This is a genomic window from Amphritea atlantica (assembly GCF_024347255.1).
Classification (GTDB): Bacteria; Pseudomonadota; Gammaproteobacteria; order Pseudomonadales; family Balneatricaceae; genus Amphritea; species Amphritea atlantica.
The window spans coordinates 1,608,088-1,625,962 of record NZ_AP025284.1 but is presented as its reverse complement, the minus strand read 5'-3'; the positions used below and the strand labels follow the sequence as shown (position 1 = coordinate 1,625,962).

At 50.5% G+C, this 17,875-nt stretch carries 19 protein-coding genes; 8 read left to right on the top strand and 11 right to left on the bottom strand.

The window, feature by feature from the left end:
* Positions 1-35: 35 nt before the first annotated feature.
* Positions 36-947, bottom strand: a complete 912-nt coding sequence (locus OCU43_RS07350; RefSeq protein WP_091353879.1) for a LysR family transcriptional regulator — start codon at positions 945-947, stop codon at positions 36-38.
* A 104-nt stretch (positions 948-1,051) separates the two neighbouring features.
* Between OCU43_RS07350 and OCU43_RS07345 the strand changes: the two genes are divergently transcribed.
* From OCU43_RS07345 to OCU43_RS07335, 3 genes are all read left to right on the top strand, one after another.
* Positions 1,052-1,627 (top strand): flavodoxin family protein, encoded by a 576-nt coding sequence (locus tag OCU43_RS07345; RefSeq protein ID WP_091352887.1) that lies wholly within the window; start codon positions 1,052-1,054, stop codon positions 1,625-1,627.
* A 68-nt stretch (positions 1,628-1,695) separates the two neighbouring features.
* Complete coding sequence (locus tag OCU43_RS07340) at positions 1,696-2,262, top strand: cytochrome b (protein WP_091352886.1); 567 nt, start codon at positions 1,696-1,698, stop codon at positions 2,260-2,262.
* The gene (locus OCU43_RS07335; protein ID WP_091352884.1) at positions 2,259-2,831 is read left to right on the top strand and encodes a YceI family protein; all 573 of its coding nucleotides are present in this window, start codon (positions 2,259-2,261) and stop codon (positions 2,829-2,831) included. The genes OCU43_RS07340 and OCU43_RS07335 overlap by 4 nt, the downstream gene beginning before the upstream one ends.
* Positions 2,832-2,887: 56 nt before the next feature.
* Here OCU43_RS07335 and OCU43_RS07330 read toward each other — a convergent pair whose 3' ends face one another.
* The 3 genes from OCU43_RS07330 to OCU43_RS07320 form a co-directional block, all read right to left on the bottom strand.
* The gene (locus OCU43_RS07330) at positions 2,888-3,274 is read right to left on the bottom strand and encodes an acyl-CoA thioesterase (RefSeq protein WP_091353876.1); all 387 of its coding nucleotides are present in this window, start codon (positions 3,272-3,274) and stop codon (positions 2,888-2,890) included.
* Positions 3,275-3,380: 106 nt separating this feature from the next.
* Positions 3,381-3,941 (bottom strand): LOG family protein, encoded by a 561-nt coding sequence (locus tag OCU43_RS07325; protein ID WP_338024128.1) that lies wholly within the window; start codon positions 3,939-3,941, stop codon positions 3,381-3,383.
* A gap of 117 nt (positions 3,942-4,058) precedes the next feature.
* A complete protein-coding gene (locus OCU43_RS07320) occupies positions 4,059-4,274 on the bottom strand; it encodes a cold-shock protein (protein WP_091352881.1) in 216 nt (71 codons plus the stop codon).
* A 372-nt stretch (positions 4,275-4,646) separates the two neighbouring features.
* Here OCU43_RS07320 and OCU43_RS07315 point away from each other — a divergent pair, with 372 nt between their 5' ends.
* On the top strand, positions 4,647-5,204 hold the full coding sequence (locus tag OCU43_RS07315; protein ID WP_091352878.1) for a DUF2058 domain-containing protein: 558 nt from the start codon (positions 4,647-4,649) through the stop codon (positions 5,202-5,204).
* Between the two features lie 592 nt (positions 5,205-5,796).
* A complete protein-coding gene (gene cspE, locus OCU43_RS07310; RefSeq protein ID WP_091352876.1) occupies positions 5,797-6,003 on the top strand; it encodes a transcription antiterminator/RNA stability regulator CspE in 207 nt (68 codons plus the stop codon).
* A gap of 38 nt (positions 6,004-6,041) precedes the next feature.
* On the opposite strand, the gene OCU43_RS07305 is transcribed toward cspE, so the two are convergent.
* Both OCU43_RS07305 and OCU43_RS07300 read right to left on the bottom strand, forming a co-directional pair.
* The gene (locus OCU43_RS07305; RefSeq protein WP_217647367.1) at positions 6,042-6,659 is read right to left on the bottom strand and encodes a DUF938 domain-containing protein; all 618 of its coding nucleotides are present in this window, start codon (positions 6,657-6,659) and stop codon (positions 6,042-6,044) included.
* Positions 6,652-7,233, bottom strand: a complete 582-nt coding sequence (locus OCU43_RS07300; RefSeq protein WP_091352873.1) for an NADPH-dependent FMN reductase — start codon at positions 7,231-7,233, stop codon at positions 6,652-6,654. The genes OCU43_RS07305 and OCU43_RS07300 overlap by 8 nt, the downstream gene beginning before the upstream one ends.
* Positions 7,234-7,544: 311 nt before the next feature.
* Between OCU43_RS07300 and OCU43_RS07295 the strand changes: the two genes are divergently transcribed.
* A complete protein-coding gene (locus OCU43_RS07295; protein ID WP_139203115.1) occupies positions 7,545-7,748 on the top strand; it encodes a hypothetical protein in 204 nt (67 codons plus the stop codon).
* Between the two features lie 707 nt (positions 7,749-8,455).
* Here OCU43_RS07295 and OCU43_RS07290 read toward each other — a convergent pair.
* The 5 genes from OCU43_RS07290 to OCU43_RS07270 form a co-directional block, all read right to left on the bottom strand.
* Positions 8,456-8,989: an HD domain-containing protein gene (locus OCU43_RS07290; RefSeq protein ID WP_091352867.1), complete on the bottom strand. Its 534-nt coding sequence runs from the start codon at positions 8,987-8,989 to the stop codon at positions 8,456-8,458.
* 166 nt (positions 8,990-9,155) lie between these two features.
* The gene (gene gcvP / locus OCU43_RS07285) at positions 9,156-12,068 is read right to left on the bottom strand and encodes an aminomethyl-transferring glycine dehydrogenase (protein WP_091352864.1); all 2,913 of its coding nucleotides are present in this window, start codon (positions 12,066-12,068) and stop codon (positions 9,156-9,158) included.
* Between the two features lie 160 nt (positions 12,069-12,228).
* Entirely contained in the window at positions 12,229-12,615 is a 387-nt protein-coding gene (gene gcvH, locus OCU43_RS07280; RefSeq protein ID WP_217647382.1) for a glycine cleavage system protein GcvH, read from the bottom strand.
* Between the two features lie 63 nt (positions 12,616-12,678).
* The gene (glyA, locus tag OCU43_RS07275; protein WP_091352858.1) at positions 12,679-13,983 is read right to left on the bottom strand and encodes a serine hydroxymethyltransferase; all 1,305 of its coding nucleotides are present in this window, start codon (positions 13,981-13,983) and stop codon (positions 12,679-12,681) included.
* A 36-nt stretch (positions 13,984-14,019) separates the two neighbouring features.
* Positions 14,020-15,399 carry an L-serine ammonia-lyase gene (locus OCU43_RS07270; RefSeq protein WP_091352853.1) on the bottom strand — a complete coding sequence of 460 codons (1,380 nt, stop codon included), beginning with the start codon at positions 15,397-15,399 and terminating at the stop codon, positions 14,020-14,022.
* Positions 15,400-15,685: 286 nt separating this feature from the next.
* On the opposite strand from OCU43_RS07270, the gene OCU43_RS07265 reads away from it, so the two are divergent.
* Positions 15,686-16,321: a helix-turn-helix domain-containing protein gene (locus tag OCU43_RS07265; RefSeq protein ID WP_091352850.1), complete on the top strand. Its 636-nt coding sequence runs from the start codon at positions 15,686-15,688 to the stop codon at positions 16,319-16,321.
* A 394-nt stretch (positions 16,322-16,715) separates the two neighbouring features.
* Positions 16,716-17,831 (top strand): glycine cleavage system aminomethyltransferase GcvT, encoded by a 1,116-nt coding sequence (gene gcvT, locus OCU43_RS07260; RefSeq protein WP_091352848.1) that lies wholly within the window; start codon positions 16,716-16,718, stop codon positions 17,829-17,831.
* Positions 17,832-17,875: the final 44 nt, after the last annotated feature.

The window sequence follows — 17,875 nt, the reverse complement described above, 5'->3', positions numbered from 1 at the left end:
GATTAATCTACTACTTTAGCGCCACGCACTGCATCTCAGATCACTTGCAAAATTCGCTGCCTGATCCAGCGGCACATCGGGTCCCGGTGGTGCCGCTCATGCCAGTACAGATAGAAATTGATCGGAGCAGACCTCAACTCATCCGGGACCGGCTTGAGAATAATATTGCGTCCCAACGCGATACGCTGAGCAACAATCTGGGGCAGATAAAACAGCAGGTCTGAGGTTTCACAAAAATCTGCTGCGGTCATAAAATTGGACAGACGCAGCGCCAGATGCCGTTTACGACCCAGCTGTGCCAGCCGTTCATCCACATGTCCCGGTCCCTGACCGGTCATAGACACCAGACCATGACTGGCAGAAAGATAGTTATCCAATGTCAGCTCTTCGGATGCCAGCGGATGATCCGCCGCCATCATACAGACCACACCAGACTGTGCGATCAGCAGCCGGCGGTACTGCCCCTCCCCTGCCTGCGGCTCCATTCCCGTCAGCGAGAACTGCACCTCTCCCTTTTCCAGCAATTCAAAATGGTTGCGTGGCTCGGTGCGCACCTCCAGACGCATTTTTGGCGCCTGCGAGCGCAGCACTTTCATCAGCGGTGAGACAAAGCACGCCACTTCCAGATCAAGACCATAGACCCTGACCACATCCTCCGCTTCTGCAGGATTAAATTGCGGTTCCGCGATCAACTGCTCCATGCCGCTGATAAGCTTCTGCAGCCGGGGAAGAATATCAGCCCCCCGGGCACTCAGATCATACCCCTGAGCGGTTCTCACCAGCAGCGGATCATCAAAGGTGTCCCGCAGCCTTTGTAAAGCGCGGCTGACCGCAGGCTGACTCATATTCAGCCGTTCAGATGCACGGGTAACATGGCGGGTTTCCAACAGTTGTTGCAATACCACCAGCAGATTGAGATCAACGGACCTAAGATTCACTTCACGCATAACAATCATCACAACAATGCATTAGATGAATTTATTATGAACCATTAGAGTAACCATGACTACGGGAAAACAGCCCGGCAACACAACTTAACGAGGTACTCTTCATGTCGGATCAGGTAAAAGTAGCAATCGCATATCACAGTGGTTACGGGCACACTGAAGTACTTGCCCAGGCGGTTGCCGCTGGGGTAGAAAATGCAGGCGCGGTCGCGATCACAGTGTCTGTGGCAGATCTGGATGCAGTCAACTGGGAAGGCCTGGCTGACGCCGATGCGATTATTTTTGGTTCGCCAACCTATATGGGTTCAGTCAGCGGTCCGTTTAAAACCTTTATGGACGCCAGCTCAAAGATCTGGGCTGAACAGGGCTGGAAAGATAAACTGGCGGCAGGCTTTACCAATTCAGCCAGCCTCAGCGGCGATAAACTGAACACACTGATTCAGCTGTCGATCTTTGCTGCACAGCATGGCATGAACTGGATTAACCTGGCCGTCGCCAACGGCAACAACAGCAGCCAGGGTAACCCACAAAGCCTTAACCGCATTGGCAGCTATCTGGGAGCGATGGCGCAGAGTAACGCTGATGAAGGTTCGGATGTTGCGCCGCCGCAATGCGACCGGGATACCGCTCAGGCACTGGGGGCCCGGGTTGCTGCTGCCGCCAAACGCTGGAAACAGTAACCACCAGACAGTAATAACCAGATAAGATGACAGGCGGCCGATGCCGTCTGTCACCATGGATGACAACGATGGCAATACCTGTTACAGACAACCCTAAATCCTTTGGCCTGGGTTCAATTCTGCTGCACTGGTTCACTGCGCTGATGATTATCGGTATGTATCCGCTGGGGCTCTATATTGGCACCCTGACCTATTACGATGCAGACTACCATACCGTGCCTTACTGGCATAAAAGCATCGGCATGATTCTGATGGGGCTGATGCTGGTCAGAGTTCTGTGGCGCACCATGAATACGACACCGGCACCACTGCCACAGCCTAAACCACTGCTATTAGCAACCAAGGCGGCACACCTGCTGCTATATCTGCTAACGGCCACTACACTGATATCCGGCTATATGATATCCACGGCTGACGGTCGGGGAATAGAGGTGTTCAACTGGTTTGAGATACCAGCACTGCCTGCGGTAACTGAAAACCAGGAGGATATAGCCGGTGAGATCCACTATTTAACGGCAACAATGCTTATCAGCCTGGCGGCAATACATGCCCTGGCTGCACTGAAACACCACTTTATTGATAAAGATAAAACCTTAACCCGCATGATAAACATGCGTCAGGAGACAAACCAATGAACTTGAAGACCGTTATTGCTGGTGCAATTCTGGCCGGAACCATCACATCGGCTCAGGCAGCCGATTATGTGATCGATGACAAAGGCGCCCACGCTTCTATCAACTTCAGCATTAAACACCTTGGCTACAGCTGGGTTGTTGGCCGTTTCAACGAGTTCAACGGTTCATTCAGTTACGATGAAGCAAACCCTGCGGCCTCCAGTGTTACTGTCAATATCAAACCGGCCAGCGTCGACTCCAACCACGCAGAGCGTGACAAGCATCTGCGTAGCGAGGACTTCCTGGCGGTCGATAAATTCCCTGAAGCGAAATTTGTCAGCACCGCCTTCACGCCTGCTGACGATGGAAGCGCAGTACTCAGCGGCAATCTGACCCTGCGTGGTGTCACCAAACCGATCGATATCTCCGTCACAAAGATCGGTGAAGGTAAAGACCCATGGGGTGGATATCGCGCCGGTTTCCGTGGCACGACAGAATTAAAACTGAAAGAGTATGGTATCAACTTCAACCTGGGCCCCGCTTCAGAAAGCGTCTACCTCAACCTGAATGTTGAGGGCATTCGCCAGTAAGCATTACCAGCCTCTCGACTCAAGCGCGCAAAGAAGACTCAGCTTCGCGCGCTTTTTTATATACTCTGCGCCCTGACTGGCTGTGGTCGGCCATCGCTGCCAATCGCAACAAAGGTAAAATTGGCCTCGGTTACTTTCTCAATTGATTCACTGTGATGACGCTGAACCCAGGTTTCCACATGAACCACCAGCGAAGTATTGCCGTAACGCACAATTTTGCAGAAACAGCTGACATCATCACCAATATAAACCGGCTTATGGAAGGTCATCGCATCAACAGCAACGGTTACGACCCGTCGACGCACCTCCTGAGAGGCAAAGCTACCGCTGGCAAGGTCCATCTGCGCCATAATCCAGCCACCGAAAATATCTCCGTCCGGGTTAGCATCTCCCGGCATCGCAATGGTCCTGAGTGAAGGGCGTCCTTCCGGCATTTTTGACATACTGACTCCAAAGTGACTCAGGCAGGCCAGACAGTCTGCCGTCATTAAATAATGTAATTTGATCTGCATGAGCGGATGACGTCAGCGATCCACTCCTTTACTCCACTCAGGTCTGTGCGAGCTTTTCGGACAGTCGGGACAGCAACCCTTCAGGATGATTATCCACCAGCAGGAAATCCCGGTACTCATCCCGAATAAACTCCTCATCTGCGGCGTGGGCAATAAAGGCCAGAAGATGATCGAAATAGTTATGGATATTCAGTAAACCAAACGGTTTATGGTGAATACCAATCTGTCGCCAGGCCCAGACCTCAAACAACTCCTCCAGTGTGCCGGTGCCTCCCGGAAGGGCAATGAATGCATCCGCCAACTCCATCATCACCGCCTTGCGCTGATGCATATCTTCGACCACATGAAGCTCACTCAGACCGACATGAACCTGCTCCCGATCCACCAGCACCTGAGGTATCACCCCACAGACATGGCCTCCCGCTTCAAGCACACCATCGGCAACACTGCCCATCAGCCCGATACTTGAACCACCATACACCAACTCAATATTTTGCCGGGCCATCAGACTGCCCAGTTTTCGCGCTTCACTTTGATAAGGCCCCTCTGCAGGTCCAGACGAGGCGCCACAATACACAGCAATTTTCATGTCGGTCATTCGCACAGGTTTCTATTGTAGAACCACTATTCAACAACAGTGCGCAGTGAGATTAAAGAAGAAAAAAAGCAGAAGAGAAAATAACCACCGATGAAGGAGCACCGGTGGTAAGGCAGATCAGGCTGTAACCGTCACGTTATCCGCCTGCAAACCTTTCTGGCCCTGGGTAACTTCAAAGGTTACCTGCTGACCTTCCACCAGCGAGCGCCTGCCAGTGCCATTGATTGCGCGATAGTGCACAAACACATCAGCACCACTCTCCCGTTCTATAAAGCCATAACCCTTCTCATCGTTAAACCATTTAACGATGCCGGATAGAAGTTGATCAGACATAGTATCCCCGTATCTTTTATTATGTAATTCTCAGCGGCGCTGGTGACACAGCGCAATTGATTTCAGCCTTCGGTTCCAAACAGAGCCAGAATATCTTCAATGCACCCAGGACTGACAGCGGAGACTGTCAGAACAACACGACACCGTGATTCCGACTCTATTGCCGAAGCGCTAAACTCCTTTTACTGAGTAATTTTTATTTTTTCAAGAAAATACCCGTATTTTTTATAATGGATTAGCCCCAGATCAACATAACCAACGAATTCATTCAACTTTAGTATAACGTCAATCTAATCAGCAGTTGATCTGGAGCTAAATCCCGATGTCCGATATAGTTCACATCCTGAATGCGACAGAGACAGGGTAAACATCATGGCAGGATCTCTACAGGATCAGCTTCTTAAAGCAGGACTGGCAAATAAACAACAGGCTAATAAAGCCAAAGCCGAGAAGCGCAAAAAGAGTAAGCAGGCAAAAGCCGTTAAAAAAGGTGAAGTATTTAAGGATCAGGAACAGCTGGAGCGGGAGCAAGCGATTGCGGCGGCTAAAAGTGAAAAGCTGAAACGTGATAGAGAGTTAAATCGCCAGCGGGAGGATGAACTCACCCGGCGCTCAATTGACGCATCCTGCCTGCAGATGATGCAACAGAACCGTGTGCATATACCCGAAGATGGCGATATTGAGTACAACTTCGTCGATGGCACCACCATCAAGAAGCTCTATGTCACCAAGACACTGCAAGAACAGCTGGCTAAAGGCAATCTGGCCATTGCCTCAGGTAAAAATGGTTATACGGTGATTCCGGCCGGTGTTGCTGAAAAGATAAGCGAGCGCCGACCCGAGCTGATTATCAGCCGTCAGGAAGTGGCAGAGATCGATCCGGATGATCCCTATGCTGACTTCCAGATCCCCGATGATCTTATGTGGTAGTGATGCCAACCCTATTTTAGTACTCCCCCCTAAGACAACGCTGAAGAGGGGAAAGCGCCAGGGCCCCTTCTGCATTGCCTGGCCGTGCAGGAACGGGGGCAGGCCCGCCATCCTGCCCCCGTAAAATCAACACCGCTCATGCCTGACAGATAACCGTATAACCTGTCTTCCTTTCGGAACAGTACCAAAGACCCGTGAATCTACTCGGGTGACCGGAGCAGCCCAGTCTGTCATCACGACAATAAACGGTAATTATCGGCATTAACTTTGATGTAAAAAAAACCCGATAAACTAGCCAGGAGCCATATTGCAAGAATTACAGGCCCGATCAAAAAGCCAATAAGACTATAAATAACAACAAGTTAAACACATAAAACGATTTGAAAATAACGCTTTTACTATTTTGGCAAATGTCTTAGAATAAAATCAGCTTGAAAGTAAGGCCCGATTTTTATGCATCAAAGAGTCCATCAGATCAACCTGTGTGTCCCTTAGTCATAAATGTAGTTCCTGCATTCTTAGCTTAACCCGTGTATCTGATTCGATTCAGAACGCAATTATTTAAAAAAAAACTATTGTAGGGAATACAATTATGTCTACATCTACTGGTACCGTTAAATGGTTCAATGCCGATAAAGGCTATGGTTTTATCGAACAGGATAACGGTCCTGACGTATTCGTTCACTTCCGCGCTATCAACTCCGATGGTTTTAAGACTCTGAACGAAGGACAGCAAGTTTCTTTCGAAGTAACTCAGGGCCAGAAAGGTCCTCAGGCTGAGAACGTTACTATCCTGTAATGCTTTGACTGCCCGGCTGTAACCTCCGGGTTACAGCCTTATCCACCCCGCCGCCATACCAACAGCTGATTATTAGCTGGCATACCGATATCACACTCCAGCATTAAGTTCGCAGCGTGCGCCAGTGAATTAACCTGTTCGAAATCCCGGACCCCGCTATCAGGATTACGCGCTTTCAGCCAGTGATCAAACTCAGCGTTACTCTCGCTGGTAAAGGCATTATTGTAACGAAACGGACCATAGAGAATAACCCGGCCGGCAGGTTTCAGAACCGCTTCTGCACGTGCAAACAGTGAAACAACTTCAGTCCAGCTAATAATATGCAGAGTGTTAGCACTGAATATCAGATCAACCTCAGGCAAGCCGTTATCCCAGTTCTGATGGCGTAGATCCAGCACCACCGGCTCGTCGATATTGGCACAACCGTGGGCATCAAGGTTCGTCTGTAATAGCGGCAACTGCGGCGCGACCTCTGAGGGCAACCAACGGAGGCCAGTAAGCTGCTCGGTGAAATAAACAGCATGCTGGCCATTACCACTACCAATCTCCAAAACAGACTCATCACCGCTCAGGAGCGAAGTTAATTGCTGCAAAATAGGTTGGCAATTTCGCGCCGCTGATGGCGAGAAAGCGATAAAATCACGCGCTTCAGTCAAACCGGTCTGCCTGTTTCTGCAGCATCTCAAACAGATCTGCCGCTAAGGACTCGGTAGATTGTTGCAACTGGTCATTGTGCAAACGGCCATCCTCTCTGAACGCCTGCCCTGCCAGCCCTAACGAAACCTGCCCAGGAAGCGTCATTATCCCCAGATTCTGAAGATAGATGCGCAGAATAGTCAGCCCCCGGGTGCCTCCCCCCGCACCGGGAGACGCCGATAGCAAGGCCGCTATTTTATGCTGGAAAGCAAACATGGGGGGCTCATGTTCAGCCTGTTTGCGCGAGAGCCAGTCAAAGGTGTTTTTCAGCAATGGCGTTGGAAACCCATTGTACTCTGGCGATGCAATCAGCAATCCCTGATGCTCTACCATCAGCCGTTTCAATTGAACAGCTGCCTCGGGAATACCTTCTTTATATTCAAGATCCTGATTGTAGAGAGGCATCGGATATTCACTAAGATCCACAACCGTTACCTCAGCGCCAGCCTGCCGGGCACCAGCCACAGCAATGTCAAGCAATCTGCGGTTGAAGGATTCCGCCCGGGTACTTCCTGATAACGCCAGTATCTTCATGCTAAATCCTCTGGCCTAAGCCGATTCAATAAATTTAATCAACTATACTCAGGCCTAAAGGTCAGGTAAATACACAGGGATGACTCAAATTTGATTGTCTTCCTCATGCCAAAGTAAACGACCATCCAACTGATGAATTTAACTCATCATTTATCTGAAAATTGATCAGTTAACACACCTCAGACGAAAGTCTAAAATGCGCGCATATTCCGAAGGGTGATCCCTTTCTGTTTTCTGAATTTCGTTCTGACAGATCAACGCTGATCAACTGAATATATTCTCTGAACTGAATTCAACGTATGGTGAGTAAAATGGCAATTCCTGAAACCCACAACAGTATCTACCAGCAGGCAGTAAGCATGCGCTCTCAGGTACAGGCAGAGCTTATTCTGAGAGCCTTCGCTTTCGTTAAACACCGTGTTACATCAAAGACCCCAGCTTTCGGGCCACTGTCCAGCCATACAGACTACAAAATGTCGATGAAGGCGTTGGATGGTGATACAGCTGCAATCTGAAACGATTCTCTCTAAAGAGCATATGACTGGCACAAGACAGGCCGGTCTTTTTATATCGCTCTTATTTTGACAGGCCTCTGGCCTGTTTTTTTTTACCTAAACAGTGCCCCCTGCCCGCATCCTTGCTGTATACGCGTCAATCAATCCCCCCTGCTTTACACTTTATCTTTAGTTGAATTTTAAAGACTGATCTGTCGCCCGGGTCTGTTTTAAGACCAGACAGACTTCAGTCCAAACAACCCTCGCTATTTTCTTAAAAAAGTCCTGTATATTTTTCAGCCTCAGTTATAAACTGCAAATCTGCCATCTGTATAATCAAAAAACGGACAATAAAACATATTTAAAATCAAATATTTAACAGTAATGACTCAAATAACATACACAATAACTATTTGATTTATATGAAAAACAATCACAAGCCCTATTTTGCGTATCGAAACAGCAACACTTTTTTTCAGATAAAGATTTAATCGCGATAGAAAAACACACAAAATAAAAGCAACCCATTGATATCCTTCATTTTATAAAAAACAGGCACCAATATTGTATATATAGGGGTATTACTTCGGCTGATACCACCCGAAAGTTGAGCACCCCCCCCCATTGAGCCTGATGATTAAGGTGTTTCAGCTGGAGCAATAAGAATTACGAAAAAAACCGCCTTATGGCGGTTTTTTTTTGTATCGACAGGGCGTTTCAGGCACCCCTCAGGCGTTGCAGACCTCCACTATTTTCTGGCTAAAGCTGCTGAATGGTGTCGATGCCAGTTGCTCATCCTTGGCTTCATCATCCCAGCGTCGCAAACGTATCGCCTGCTCATAAAAAGGTTCTGCAAGAAAAGCGGTGATCTCATCTTCCGTCATAAAGCCGCCCTGATGCTCCAGAGAGTAGCGAGAGGCCTCTGAAAGACTATCGATATAACCCGCTTCAGTGGTACAGAGATAGCGTTTTGCGCTGACATGCAGGCGCACAGGCTCAGTCACACCAGGAGGGAAGTATTGGCTAAGATATTCAGCGCCAGCCTGGTCATGACAGAAGTCCCCATAACCAGGGTTCACCCCGGCAAACAGGTGCCCTATATCATGTAGCAAAGCCGCGACAACCATATCTGCCCGTTCACCATCTTCCACCGCCAGACGTGCGCACTGCACTGCATGCTCAATCTGGCTGACCCCTTCACCATAGTGGTTATGGCCCATCTCGCTGTAGATCTGTTCAATGTTACTAAGGATATCAGTCATCTTAGCCTCCATAGGTTATACCAACAAAATGCCTGAAAGATATGAAGCTGATGTTACGGTGTTGTTTTGGATAATCGTCGTAACACAAAAAAGGCGGATCAGTTTCCTGATCCGCCTGGGCACCTGTTCATAAGGCGACTATTGAAAACACCGATTTATCATTCAGTTAAATCGGGTCGTCCATATAGGTTTCGATAGCAGGGCAGGAACAGATAAAGTTCCTGTCGCCGTACACATTGTCTATCCGGTTTGAGGTCGGCCAGAACTTGTTTTCCCGGGTCGCGCGACTCGGAAACACCGCTTCCTCCCGGGTATAGGGGCGGTTCCACTCTTCAGCCATCATATCAGCCTGGGTATGTGGAGCCAGGCACAACGGGTTGTTATCCGCAGGCCAGTGTCCGCTGCGCACCTTCTCGACCTCCCCTTTAATCTGCACCATCGCATCAATAAAGCGATCGATCTCCACTTTTGATTCAGATTCGGTCGGTTCGATCATCAGTGTACCGGCGACCGGGAATGACATGGTCGGCGCATGAAAACCGTAATCCATCAGACGCTTGGCGATATCCTCCTCAGTAACACCGGAAGCCTCCTTCAGCGGGCGAATGTCGACGATACACTCATGGGCCACTTTGTTATTACGCCCCCGGTAGAGAATCGGATAGTGCCCTGAAAGCTTCTCCGCCATGTAGTTAGCGTTGAGAATCGCCATCTGAGTGGAACGCTTCAGCCCCGACTTGCCCAGCATCAGATTATACATCCAGGTGATCGGCAGAATGGATGCAGAACCATAGGGGGTTGCCGCGACTGCACCGTTCTCTGGGTTCAGACCTGTAACCGGGCTGACCTTGTGACTCGCCAGAAACGGCGCCAGATGGCTCTTGACCCCGATCGGCCCCATACCGGGACCACCGCCACCGTGCGGGATAGCAAAGGTTTTGTGCAGATTCAGGTGAGACACATCAGACCCGATCAGACCCGGTTTGGAGATCCCTACCTGAGCGTTCATATTGGCGCCATCCATATACACCTGGCCACCATTCTTGTGAATGATGTTACAGATCTCGACAATATCCTCCTCATATACCCCATGGGTAGAGGGATAGGTGATCATCAGACAGGAGAGATTATCCTTATGCAGCTCTGCCTGAGCCCGCAGATCAGCGACATCCACGTTGCCCTTCTCATCACAGCGGGTGACGATAATCTTCATATCCATCATCGCCGCCGAGGCCGGGTTGGTACCGTGTGCCGAAGACGGTATCAGACAGACATTGCGATGCCCCTCCCCAATGGATGCCTGATATTTGCGAATCGCCAGCAAACCGGCATATTCCCCGGACGCACCTGAGTTAGGCTGCAGCGACACCTTATCGTAACCGGTAATCTCCACCAGCTGCTCTTCAAGAAGTGTGAGCATCTGCTGATACCCTTTAACCTGCTCTGCCGGTGCGAAGGGGTGAATGTTAGAGAACTCCGGCCAGGTAACCGGAATCATCTCAGCAGTAGCGTTCAGCTTCATAGTACAGGACCCCAGCGGGATCATGCCGTGTACCAGAGAGTAATCTTTATTCTCCAGCCGCTTCATGTAGCGCAGCATATCGGTTTCGCTATGGTAACTGTTAAAAGTCGGATGGCTCAGAATCGCGTCGCTGCGACGCATCTCAGCGGTGATACCGGTTGCCGCACCGGCGACGATTGCCGCATCCAGCTCAGCCACCGACAGACCGTGCCCTTCACCCAGCACACAATCAAACAGATCGGCAATATCCTCAGGCCGGGTGGTTTCATCCAGCGAGACTCCCAGTTTATCCACGGCAGTCTGACGCAGGTTGCAACCGGCATCCAGCGCTCGCTGATAGACCTCAGCAGCGGTTTCGGGCAACGTCAGCGTCAAAGTATCAAAGTAACTGTCATTGACCACAACGCCTTTGGATTTAAGGCCATTGGCCAGAATAGCGGTCAGGCGATGCACCCGCTCAGCAATAGTTTTGAGGCCATCCGGACCGTGATAGACACAGTAGAACGACGCCATATTCGCCAGCAACGCCTGCGCCGTACAGATATTGGAGGTCGCCTTCTCACGACGGATATGCTGCTCCCGGGTTTGCATCGCCATCCGCAATGCCTGGTTACCATTGGCATCAATAGAGACACCGATAATACGGCCAGGCACCGAACGCTTGAGCTTTTCACTGGCAGCAAAGAACGCCGCGTGTGGGCCACCAAAGCCCATCGGCACACCGAAGCGCTGGGACGACCCTAACACCACATCAGCACCCAGCTCGCCCGGGGATTTCAACAACACCAGCGCTAAAGGATCGGCCGCGACAGACACCATCGCCTGCTGCGCTCTGGCTTTTTCAATCAGGGTTTTAATATCCGTAATATCACCGTAGGTGCCCGGATATTGCAGCTGAACGCCAAAGGCATCGCAGTGATCCAGATCCGTCAGCGGATTACCCACCACAATTTCAAAACCGAAATACTCCGCCCGGGTTCTGATCACATCGATAGTCTGCGGATGCACGTCATCAGCGACAAAAAAGATATCGCTTTTTTTGCGGTTGGAACGTTTGCACAGGGTCATCGCTTCCGCTGCGGCAGTGGCCTCATCCAGAAGAGAGGCATTGGCCAGATCCATACCGGTGAGATCCATCACCATCTGCTGATAATTCAGCAGCGCTTCAAGACGTCCCTGAGATATCTCTGGCTGGTAAGGTGTATAGGCGGTATACCAGCCGGGATTTTCCATCACGTTACGCAGAATCACGTTAGGTACCAGAGTATTGTGATAGCCCATACCGATATAAGAGCGGTTCACCTGATTCTGATCAGCCAGACGACGCAACAGTGCCAGCGCATCGGCTTCAGACACAGCATCCGCCATATCCAGCGCATCATCCAGACGGATTGAATCCGGTACGGTCTGCGTCATCAGCTCCTCTATAGAACTGATACCCAGCTCAGCCAGCATCGCTGCGGTCTGATCGATGTCCGGACCAATATGCCGACGGGTAAAATCGGTGGTCTGCTGAAGCGTACTTAGCGGAACAGGAGTCAATATCTCGGTAGCCATTACAATAACCTGTGTAAACTGATCGGCAGTATTACTGCAGATCTCAAAGTAAAGGGTGCGGGAAGGCCTTAACAACCTCCCCGCGTTTGCGAAAGACCCGATCGGGGGACAGTGATAGCCTGTCGTCCGATACGACAACAGTTATCAGCATAGATCAGATCTATTCAGCAATCGTAGCTGCATAAGACTCGGCGTCCAGCAACTCATCCAGCTGAGATGCATCAGCCAGTTTAATTTTAACTATCCAGCCACCATCGTAAGGCGCGTTATTCACGGTTTCAGGCTGATCTTCCAGCGCTTCATTTATCGCGACGACCTCGCCGGTTACCGGTGAATAGATATCCGATGCGGCTTTGACTGATTCAACCAGTGAGAACTCCTCTCCGGCATCGACTTCACGTCCCACTTCCGGCAGTTCAACAAAAACCACATCACCCAACAGCTCCTGCGCATGATCTGAAATCCCCATAGTGACGGTACCGTCACCATTATCCAGAACCCATTCATGGCTTGAAGCGAAACGGTAGTTAGATGGAATGCTCATAATTGTATGTCCTTTGTAAGATCAACACTGGCGCAGAACCAGCATAACGTTTGTTGGATAATAGGGTTATTTATACAGCGGAAAGCGTTTGCACAGGTTTTCTACCTGAGCGCGCACCTGCGCTTCAACTGCTGAGTTGTCATCCGGGTTGGCCACCAACCCATCCAGAACATCACTGATCAGATTGCCAATCAGGCGAAACTCTTCGACACCAAAACCGCGACTGGTTCCTGCAGGTGTACCCAGACGTATACCCGAAGTCACCATCGGCTTTTCAGGATCAAACGGAATACCATTTTTGTTACAAGTGATGCCGGCACGCTCCAGGGCTGCATCGACAACATTCCCTTTAAGGCCTTTGGGACGCAGATCCACCAGCATCAGATGGGTGTCGGTACCACCGGTCACAATATCGCAACCTCGCTCAACCATGACCCCGGCCAGCACCTGCGCATTCTCAACAACCCGATCGATGTAAGTTTTAAATTCCGGACGCAGCGCTTCGCCGAAAGCCACAGCCTTGGCAGCGATAACATGCATCAGAGGCCCACCCTGCAATCCAGGGAAAACCGCTGAGTTAATTTTTTTGCCGACGTCCGGATTATTGGACAGAATCATGCCACCGCGAGGGCCCCGCAAAGTCTTATGGGTGGTGGTTGTCACAACATCAGCATACGGCAGTGGACTCGGGTGCACACCGGTAGCAACCAGTCCGGCGATGTGCGCCATATCGACAAACAGAAAAGCCCCCACCTTATCGGCAATCTCACGGAACCGGGCGAAATCGATTATCCGGGGAATGGCAGAACCACCCGCGATAATCATCTTTGGCTGGCATTCAACTGCCAGCGCTTCCACTGCATCATAATCAATCCGGTTATCCTCCCTGGAAACTCCGTACTGAACAGCATTAAACCACTTACCCGACAATGCCGGGCGCGCGCCGTGGGTCAAATGGCCACCCGCATCCAGAGACATTCCCATAACGGTATCGCCTGGCTGTAACAGTGCCAGCATGACCGCACCGTTAGCCTGTGCACCAGAATGTGGCTGAACATTGGCAAATTCACAGTCGAACAGCTTTTTTGCACGCTCAATTGCCAACTCTTCCGCCTTGTCAGCATATTCACAACCACCGTAATAACGACGTCCCGGATAACCTTCTGCATACTTATTGGTCAGCACAGTTCCCTGAGCCTGCATCACCGCTTTAGATACGATATTTTCAGAAGCGATCAACTCAATCTGCGTTTCCTGGCGGCTAAACTCTTCGTTTACCGCAGCCATCAGTTCGGCATCCCGCTCAGCCAGATTCTGAGTAAAAAAGGCTTCACATATCGTGTCACCGCGGTACAGTTCAGTGTTATTCATCGTGTTATTCTCTATTCAGATTCAAGCAATTCAAAATCAGCAGGCAACGACGTTAACCGCCAGTCCGCCCTGCGAGGTTTCTTTATATTTGTCCTGCATATCAACACCGGTCTGACGCATAGTTTCTATAACAGAATCAAGGGATACGTGGTGTTTGCCATCGCCCCGTATCGCCAGCCGGGCAGCATTGATCGCTTTAACCGCCCCCATGGTATTGCGTTCAATGCAAGGGACCTGCACCAGCCCGCCAACAGGATCACAGGTAAGACCCAGGTTATGCTCCATACCGATCTCGGCCGCATTCTCAACCTGTTCAATAGTGCCACCCATCACTGCACAGAGCGCACCGGCGGCCATCGAACAGGCGACGCCGATCTCACCCTGACAACCAACCTCAGCAGCCGAGATAGAGGCGTTCTTCTTAAACAACATACCGATCGCTGCGGCCGTGGCGATAAAATCAAAGATACCCTGCTCACTGGAACCATGAACAAAGCGGTCGTAGTAAGCCAATACCGCCGGAATGACGCCGGCTGCACCATTAGTCGGTGCAGTCACAACCCGGCCACCGGCAGCATTCTCTTCGTTCACCGCCATAGCATAGAGGTTTACCCAGTCCATTACTGTCAGTTGATCTTTAAACGACGCTTCCGGGTTGTTACGCAACTCTTCACAGAGCTCGTGGGCACGGCGCTTTATCCGCAGACCTCCCGGCAGCTCGCCGGTTTCCGCACAGCCACGTCGAATGCAGCTGTCCATCACCTGCCAGATGTTTCGCAATCCGGCACGAACCTCATCATCACTGCGCCAGACCCGTTCATTCTCCAGCATAATCTGAGCTATGCTCATACCGCTCTGTTTACACAGCGCCAGAAGTTCTGCACCGCTATTGAACTCATAGGGCAGCGTTACACTATCCGCAATGGCGGCCTGTTGATCGACCTCAGCATCACTGAGCACGAAGCCTCCCCCAACGGAGTAATAGACCGCGTCATGCAAGACGAGGCCCGCTGCGTCAAATGCCTGAAAACGCATACCATTCGGATGCTTAGGCAGTGACTCACCAAATTGAAACAGCAGATGTTCATCAACCCGGAACTCAATTAACCGTTGACCAGCCAGATTCAGACGGCCAGTTTGCTGAATCTGGGTAACAAAAACCGGCACCTGATCCGGATCGACCCGATCAGGCATTTCACCCATCAACCCGACCAGCACTGCCACATCCGTTGAGTGCCCTTTTCCGGTCATCGCTAATGAACCATAGAGCCTGACTTTAACCTTACAGACCTGTTCAAACTGCTGGCGATGCTGCAACTCATCCAGAAAACGATTGGCTGCAATCATCGGCCCCACGGTATGGGAACTCGAAGGGCCCACGCCTACTTTAAAGAGATCAAAAATACTCAAAGCCACTGACAGCTACTCCAGCCTGATGCACAACGATTACTCCAATCTGCCATCAAATCTATAAAGCCCGGACAACAGTTCTAAACAGATTGATAGCCAACTGGCGCTCAGACTAGCAGCGCATTTTCCTAAAATCAACAAAAAGTTTCTTTTAGGAAACTTTTCCATATTATGCCATCAAACTAGAAAATATGGCCTTCTTTCAATGCCCAGATCGGTTGTGTACTATTATCGGAAACAGGGAGAACACCCCCTTGCCAAGCAGTATTAACGTATAAAAACGGAGTAACCGATGCCAGATAAGCCATCCTTTCTCAAAGAAGAGCAGCAGTTCTTTTCGGTTACCCGGGATAATGCAGAAGCCAGTGTCGAGCCACTTGAACTTGGCAAGCGAGTACGCGAAATCCGCCTGAGTCAGAACCTGACACTGGAAGAAGCCAGCAAACTGACAGGTCTTGCCCGTTCGACACTCTCAAAGATTGAAAATGAGCAGATATCACCCACCTTTACCGCCGTTAATAAACTGGTTAAGGGGCTGGGCATCGATATCCCACAACTATTCACTCAGCCGAAAAAGAAAAGCCCCGCCAGTGGCGGCCGCCGTGACATCACCCGTCGCGGCGAGGGAAAGCCTCACCCGACACCCACCTATGAACACGAACTGCTGGCAACGCAGCTGTCCAGCAAGAAGATGATCCCCTTTAAAACCACCGTACGCACCCACTCCTGGGATGAATATCAGGACTGGATCCGCCATGACGGCGAAGAGTTTCTCTATGTGCTTAGTGGCAGCATCATGTTCTACACCGAGTTCTATGAACCGATCGAACTGGTCGCCGGAGACAGCGCCTACTACGATTGCGAAATGGGCCATGCGCTGGTATCCACCAGCAAGAAAGACGCCGAGGTGCTCTGGGTTACGGCTTAAAAACAGAACCCAGTTTTCTTTGCTCGTTGCTCGGGATACCCTTTACCAACCAAACTCAACGACTTCCTTACAAAGCGCTCAACCTGATCGCTTAATCATGGAACCATTTAGAAGGCTCTTACGAGCAACGAACAAGTTACGCTCTTTGTGACGTGCGAGCTACGAGCAACAGCTTTTGAAGCTCTTTGTGACGTCAAGCTACTATCAACGGCTTTTAAATATTTCAAAAACGACCCAAACTTTCTCGTCAACGTAACTTTCTGCTTGCAAACTATTCCCTGATCAATTAACTTTGTTTCCTATTGGAAACTTTTCCCTTTTGCCAGAATTTTCTCTGCTAATCTGTTGGCAAAGAACAAAGGCGTTATTTAGAACATCAACAATGGAGACTCCCATGTCAGAACTGAACAAAACACCGCTTTACGATCTGCATATTGAACTGGGAGGCAAGATGGTTCCCTTCGCAGGTTTCGAGATGCCTGTTCAGTATCCGATGGGGGTTAAAAAAGAGCATATCCATACCCGCGAACAGGCGGGTCTGTTTGATGTTTCTCACATGGGTCAGGTAAAACTGACCGGCGCTAACGCCGCTTCTGAACTTGAAAAACTGGTACCGGTGGACATTATCGACCTGCCCGCTGGCAAGCAGCGCTACGCACTGTTCACCAATGCCCATGGAGGCATCATGGATGATCTGATGGTCACCAACTATGGTGATCATCTGTATGTTGTCGTCAACGCAGCCTGCAAAGCTCAGGACATTGCCCATCTGCAGGCGAACCTTGGCGAAGGGGTCGAACTGGAAGTGCTGGATGACCGAGCTCTGGTGGCATTGCAAGGGCCTGAAGCCGCGACAGCACTGTCGCGTATCTGTCCTGAAGTCAACGAACTGGTATTTATGGACTCACGCCATATTGCTATCGATGGGGTTGAGTGTTTTATCAGCCGCTCCGGTTACACTGGCGAAGATGGTTACGAGATCTCCATCCCCGAAGCGGAAGCTGAACGTCTCTGCCGTCTGTTTCTTGCGCAGACTGAAGTTGAGTTCATCGGCCTCGGCGCCCGGGACTCTCTGAGACTGGAATCCGGTCTCTGCCTCTACGGTCACGATCTTGATGAGAACACCACACCTATCGAAGGTAGCCTGATCTGGGCGATCAGCAAATGTCGTCGCGCTGAAGGCGAACGGGCCGGAGGTTTCCCCGGTGCGGAGAAGATCTTTGACCAGATTGCCAACAAGAGCTTCACCCGCAAACGGGTGGGTCTGATCGCCCAGGGCAAAGCCCCTGTCCGCGAAGGTGCTGAACTGGTCAATGCCGAAGGAGTCCGCATTGGTGAAGTGACCAGCGGTAGCTTTGGTCCAACCGTGGGTGTACCAATTGCGATGGGATATGTCGCTTCTGAGTATGCAGCACTGGAAACAGAAATATATGCTCTTGTGCGCGGTAAACTGTTGCCAATGGTGGTATCTAAGACCCCCTTTATCGAACAACGCTATTATCGCGGTTAAAGCAGAACCTGGTAAGACAGACAGATCGACTCAAAAGATCTGCT

Excerpts from the sequence above, each read along its gene's own strand:
- gcvP (WP_091352864.1), bottom strand. The coding sequence starts at position 12,068 with ATGGCTACCGAGATATTGACTCCTGTTCCGCTAAGTACGCTTCAGCAG.
- OCU43_RS07335 (WP_091352884.1), top strand. The coding sequence starts at position 2,259 with ATGAACTTGAAGACCGTTATTGCTGGTGCAATTCTGGCCGGAACCATC.
- OCU43_RS07350 (WP_091353879.1), bottom strand. The coding sequence starts at position 947 with ATGCGTGAAGTGAATCTTAGGTCCGTTGATCTCAATCTGCTGGTGGTA.
- glyA (WP_091352858.1), bottom strand. The coding sequence starts at position 13,983 with ATGAATAACACTGAACTGTACCGCGGTGACACGATATGTGAAGCCTTT.
- cspE (WP_091352876.1), top strand. The coding sequence starts at position 5,797 with ATGTCTACATCTACTGGTACCGTTAAATGGTTCAATGCCGATAAAGGC.
- OCU43_RS07320 (WP_091352881.1), bottom strand. The coding sequence starts at position 4,274 with ATGTCTGATCAACTTCTATCCGGCATCGTTAAATGGTTTAACGATGAG.
- OCU43_RS07265 (WP_091352850.1), top strand. The coding sequence starts at position 15,686 with ATGCCAGATAAGCCATCCTTTCTCAAAGAAGAGCAGCAGTTCTTTTCG.
- OCU43_RS07330 (WP_091353876.1), bottom strand. The coding sequence starts at position 3,274 with ATGTCAAAAATGCCGGAAGGACGCCCTTCACTCAGGACCATTGCGATG.
- OCU43_RS07325 (WP_338024128.1), bottom strand. The coding sequence starts at position 3,941 with ATGACCGACATGAAAATTGCTGTGTATTGTGGCGCCTCGTCTGGACCT.
- OCU43_RS07315 (WP_091352878.1), top strand. The coding sequence starts at position 4,647 with ATGGCAGGATCTCTACAGGATCAGCTTCTTAAAGCAGGACTGGCAAAT.
- OCU43_RS07295 (WP_139203115.1), top strand. The coding sequence starts at position 7,545 with ATGGCAATTCCTGAAACCCACAACAGTATCTACCAGCAGGCAGTAAGC.
- OCU43_RS07345 (WP_091352887.1), top strand. The coding sequence starts at position 1,052 with ATGTCGGATCAGGTAAAAGTAGCAATCGCATATCACAGTGGTTACGGG.
- OCU43_RS07290 (WP_091352867.1), bottom strand. The coding sequence starts at position 8,989 with ATGACTGATATCCTTAGTAACATTGAACAGATCTACAGCGAGATGGGC.
- OCU43_RS07300 (WP_091352873.1), bottom strand. The coding sequence starts at position 7,233 with ATGAAGATACTGGCGTTATCAGGAAGTACCCGGGCGGAATCCTTCAAC.
- gcvT (WP_091352848.1), top strand. The coding sequence starts at position 16,716 with ATGTCAGAACTGAACAAAACACCGCTTTACGATCTGCATATTGAACTG.
- OCU43_RS07340 (WP_091352886.1), top strand. The coding sequence starts at position 1,696 with ATGGCAATACCTGTTACAGACAACCCTAAATCCTTTGGCCTGGGTTCA.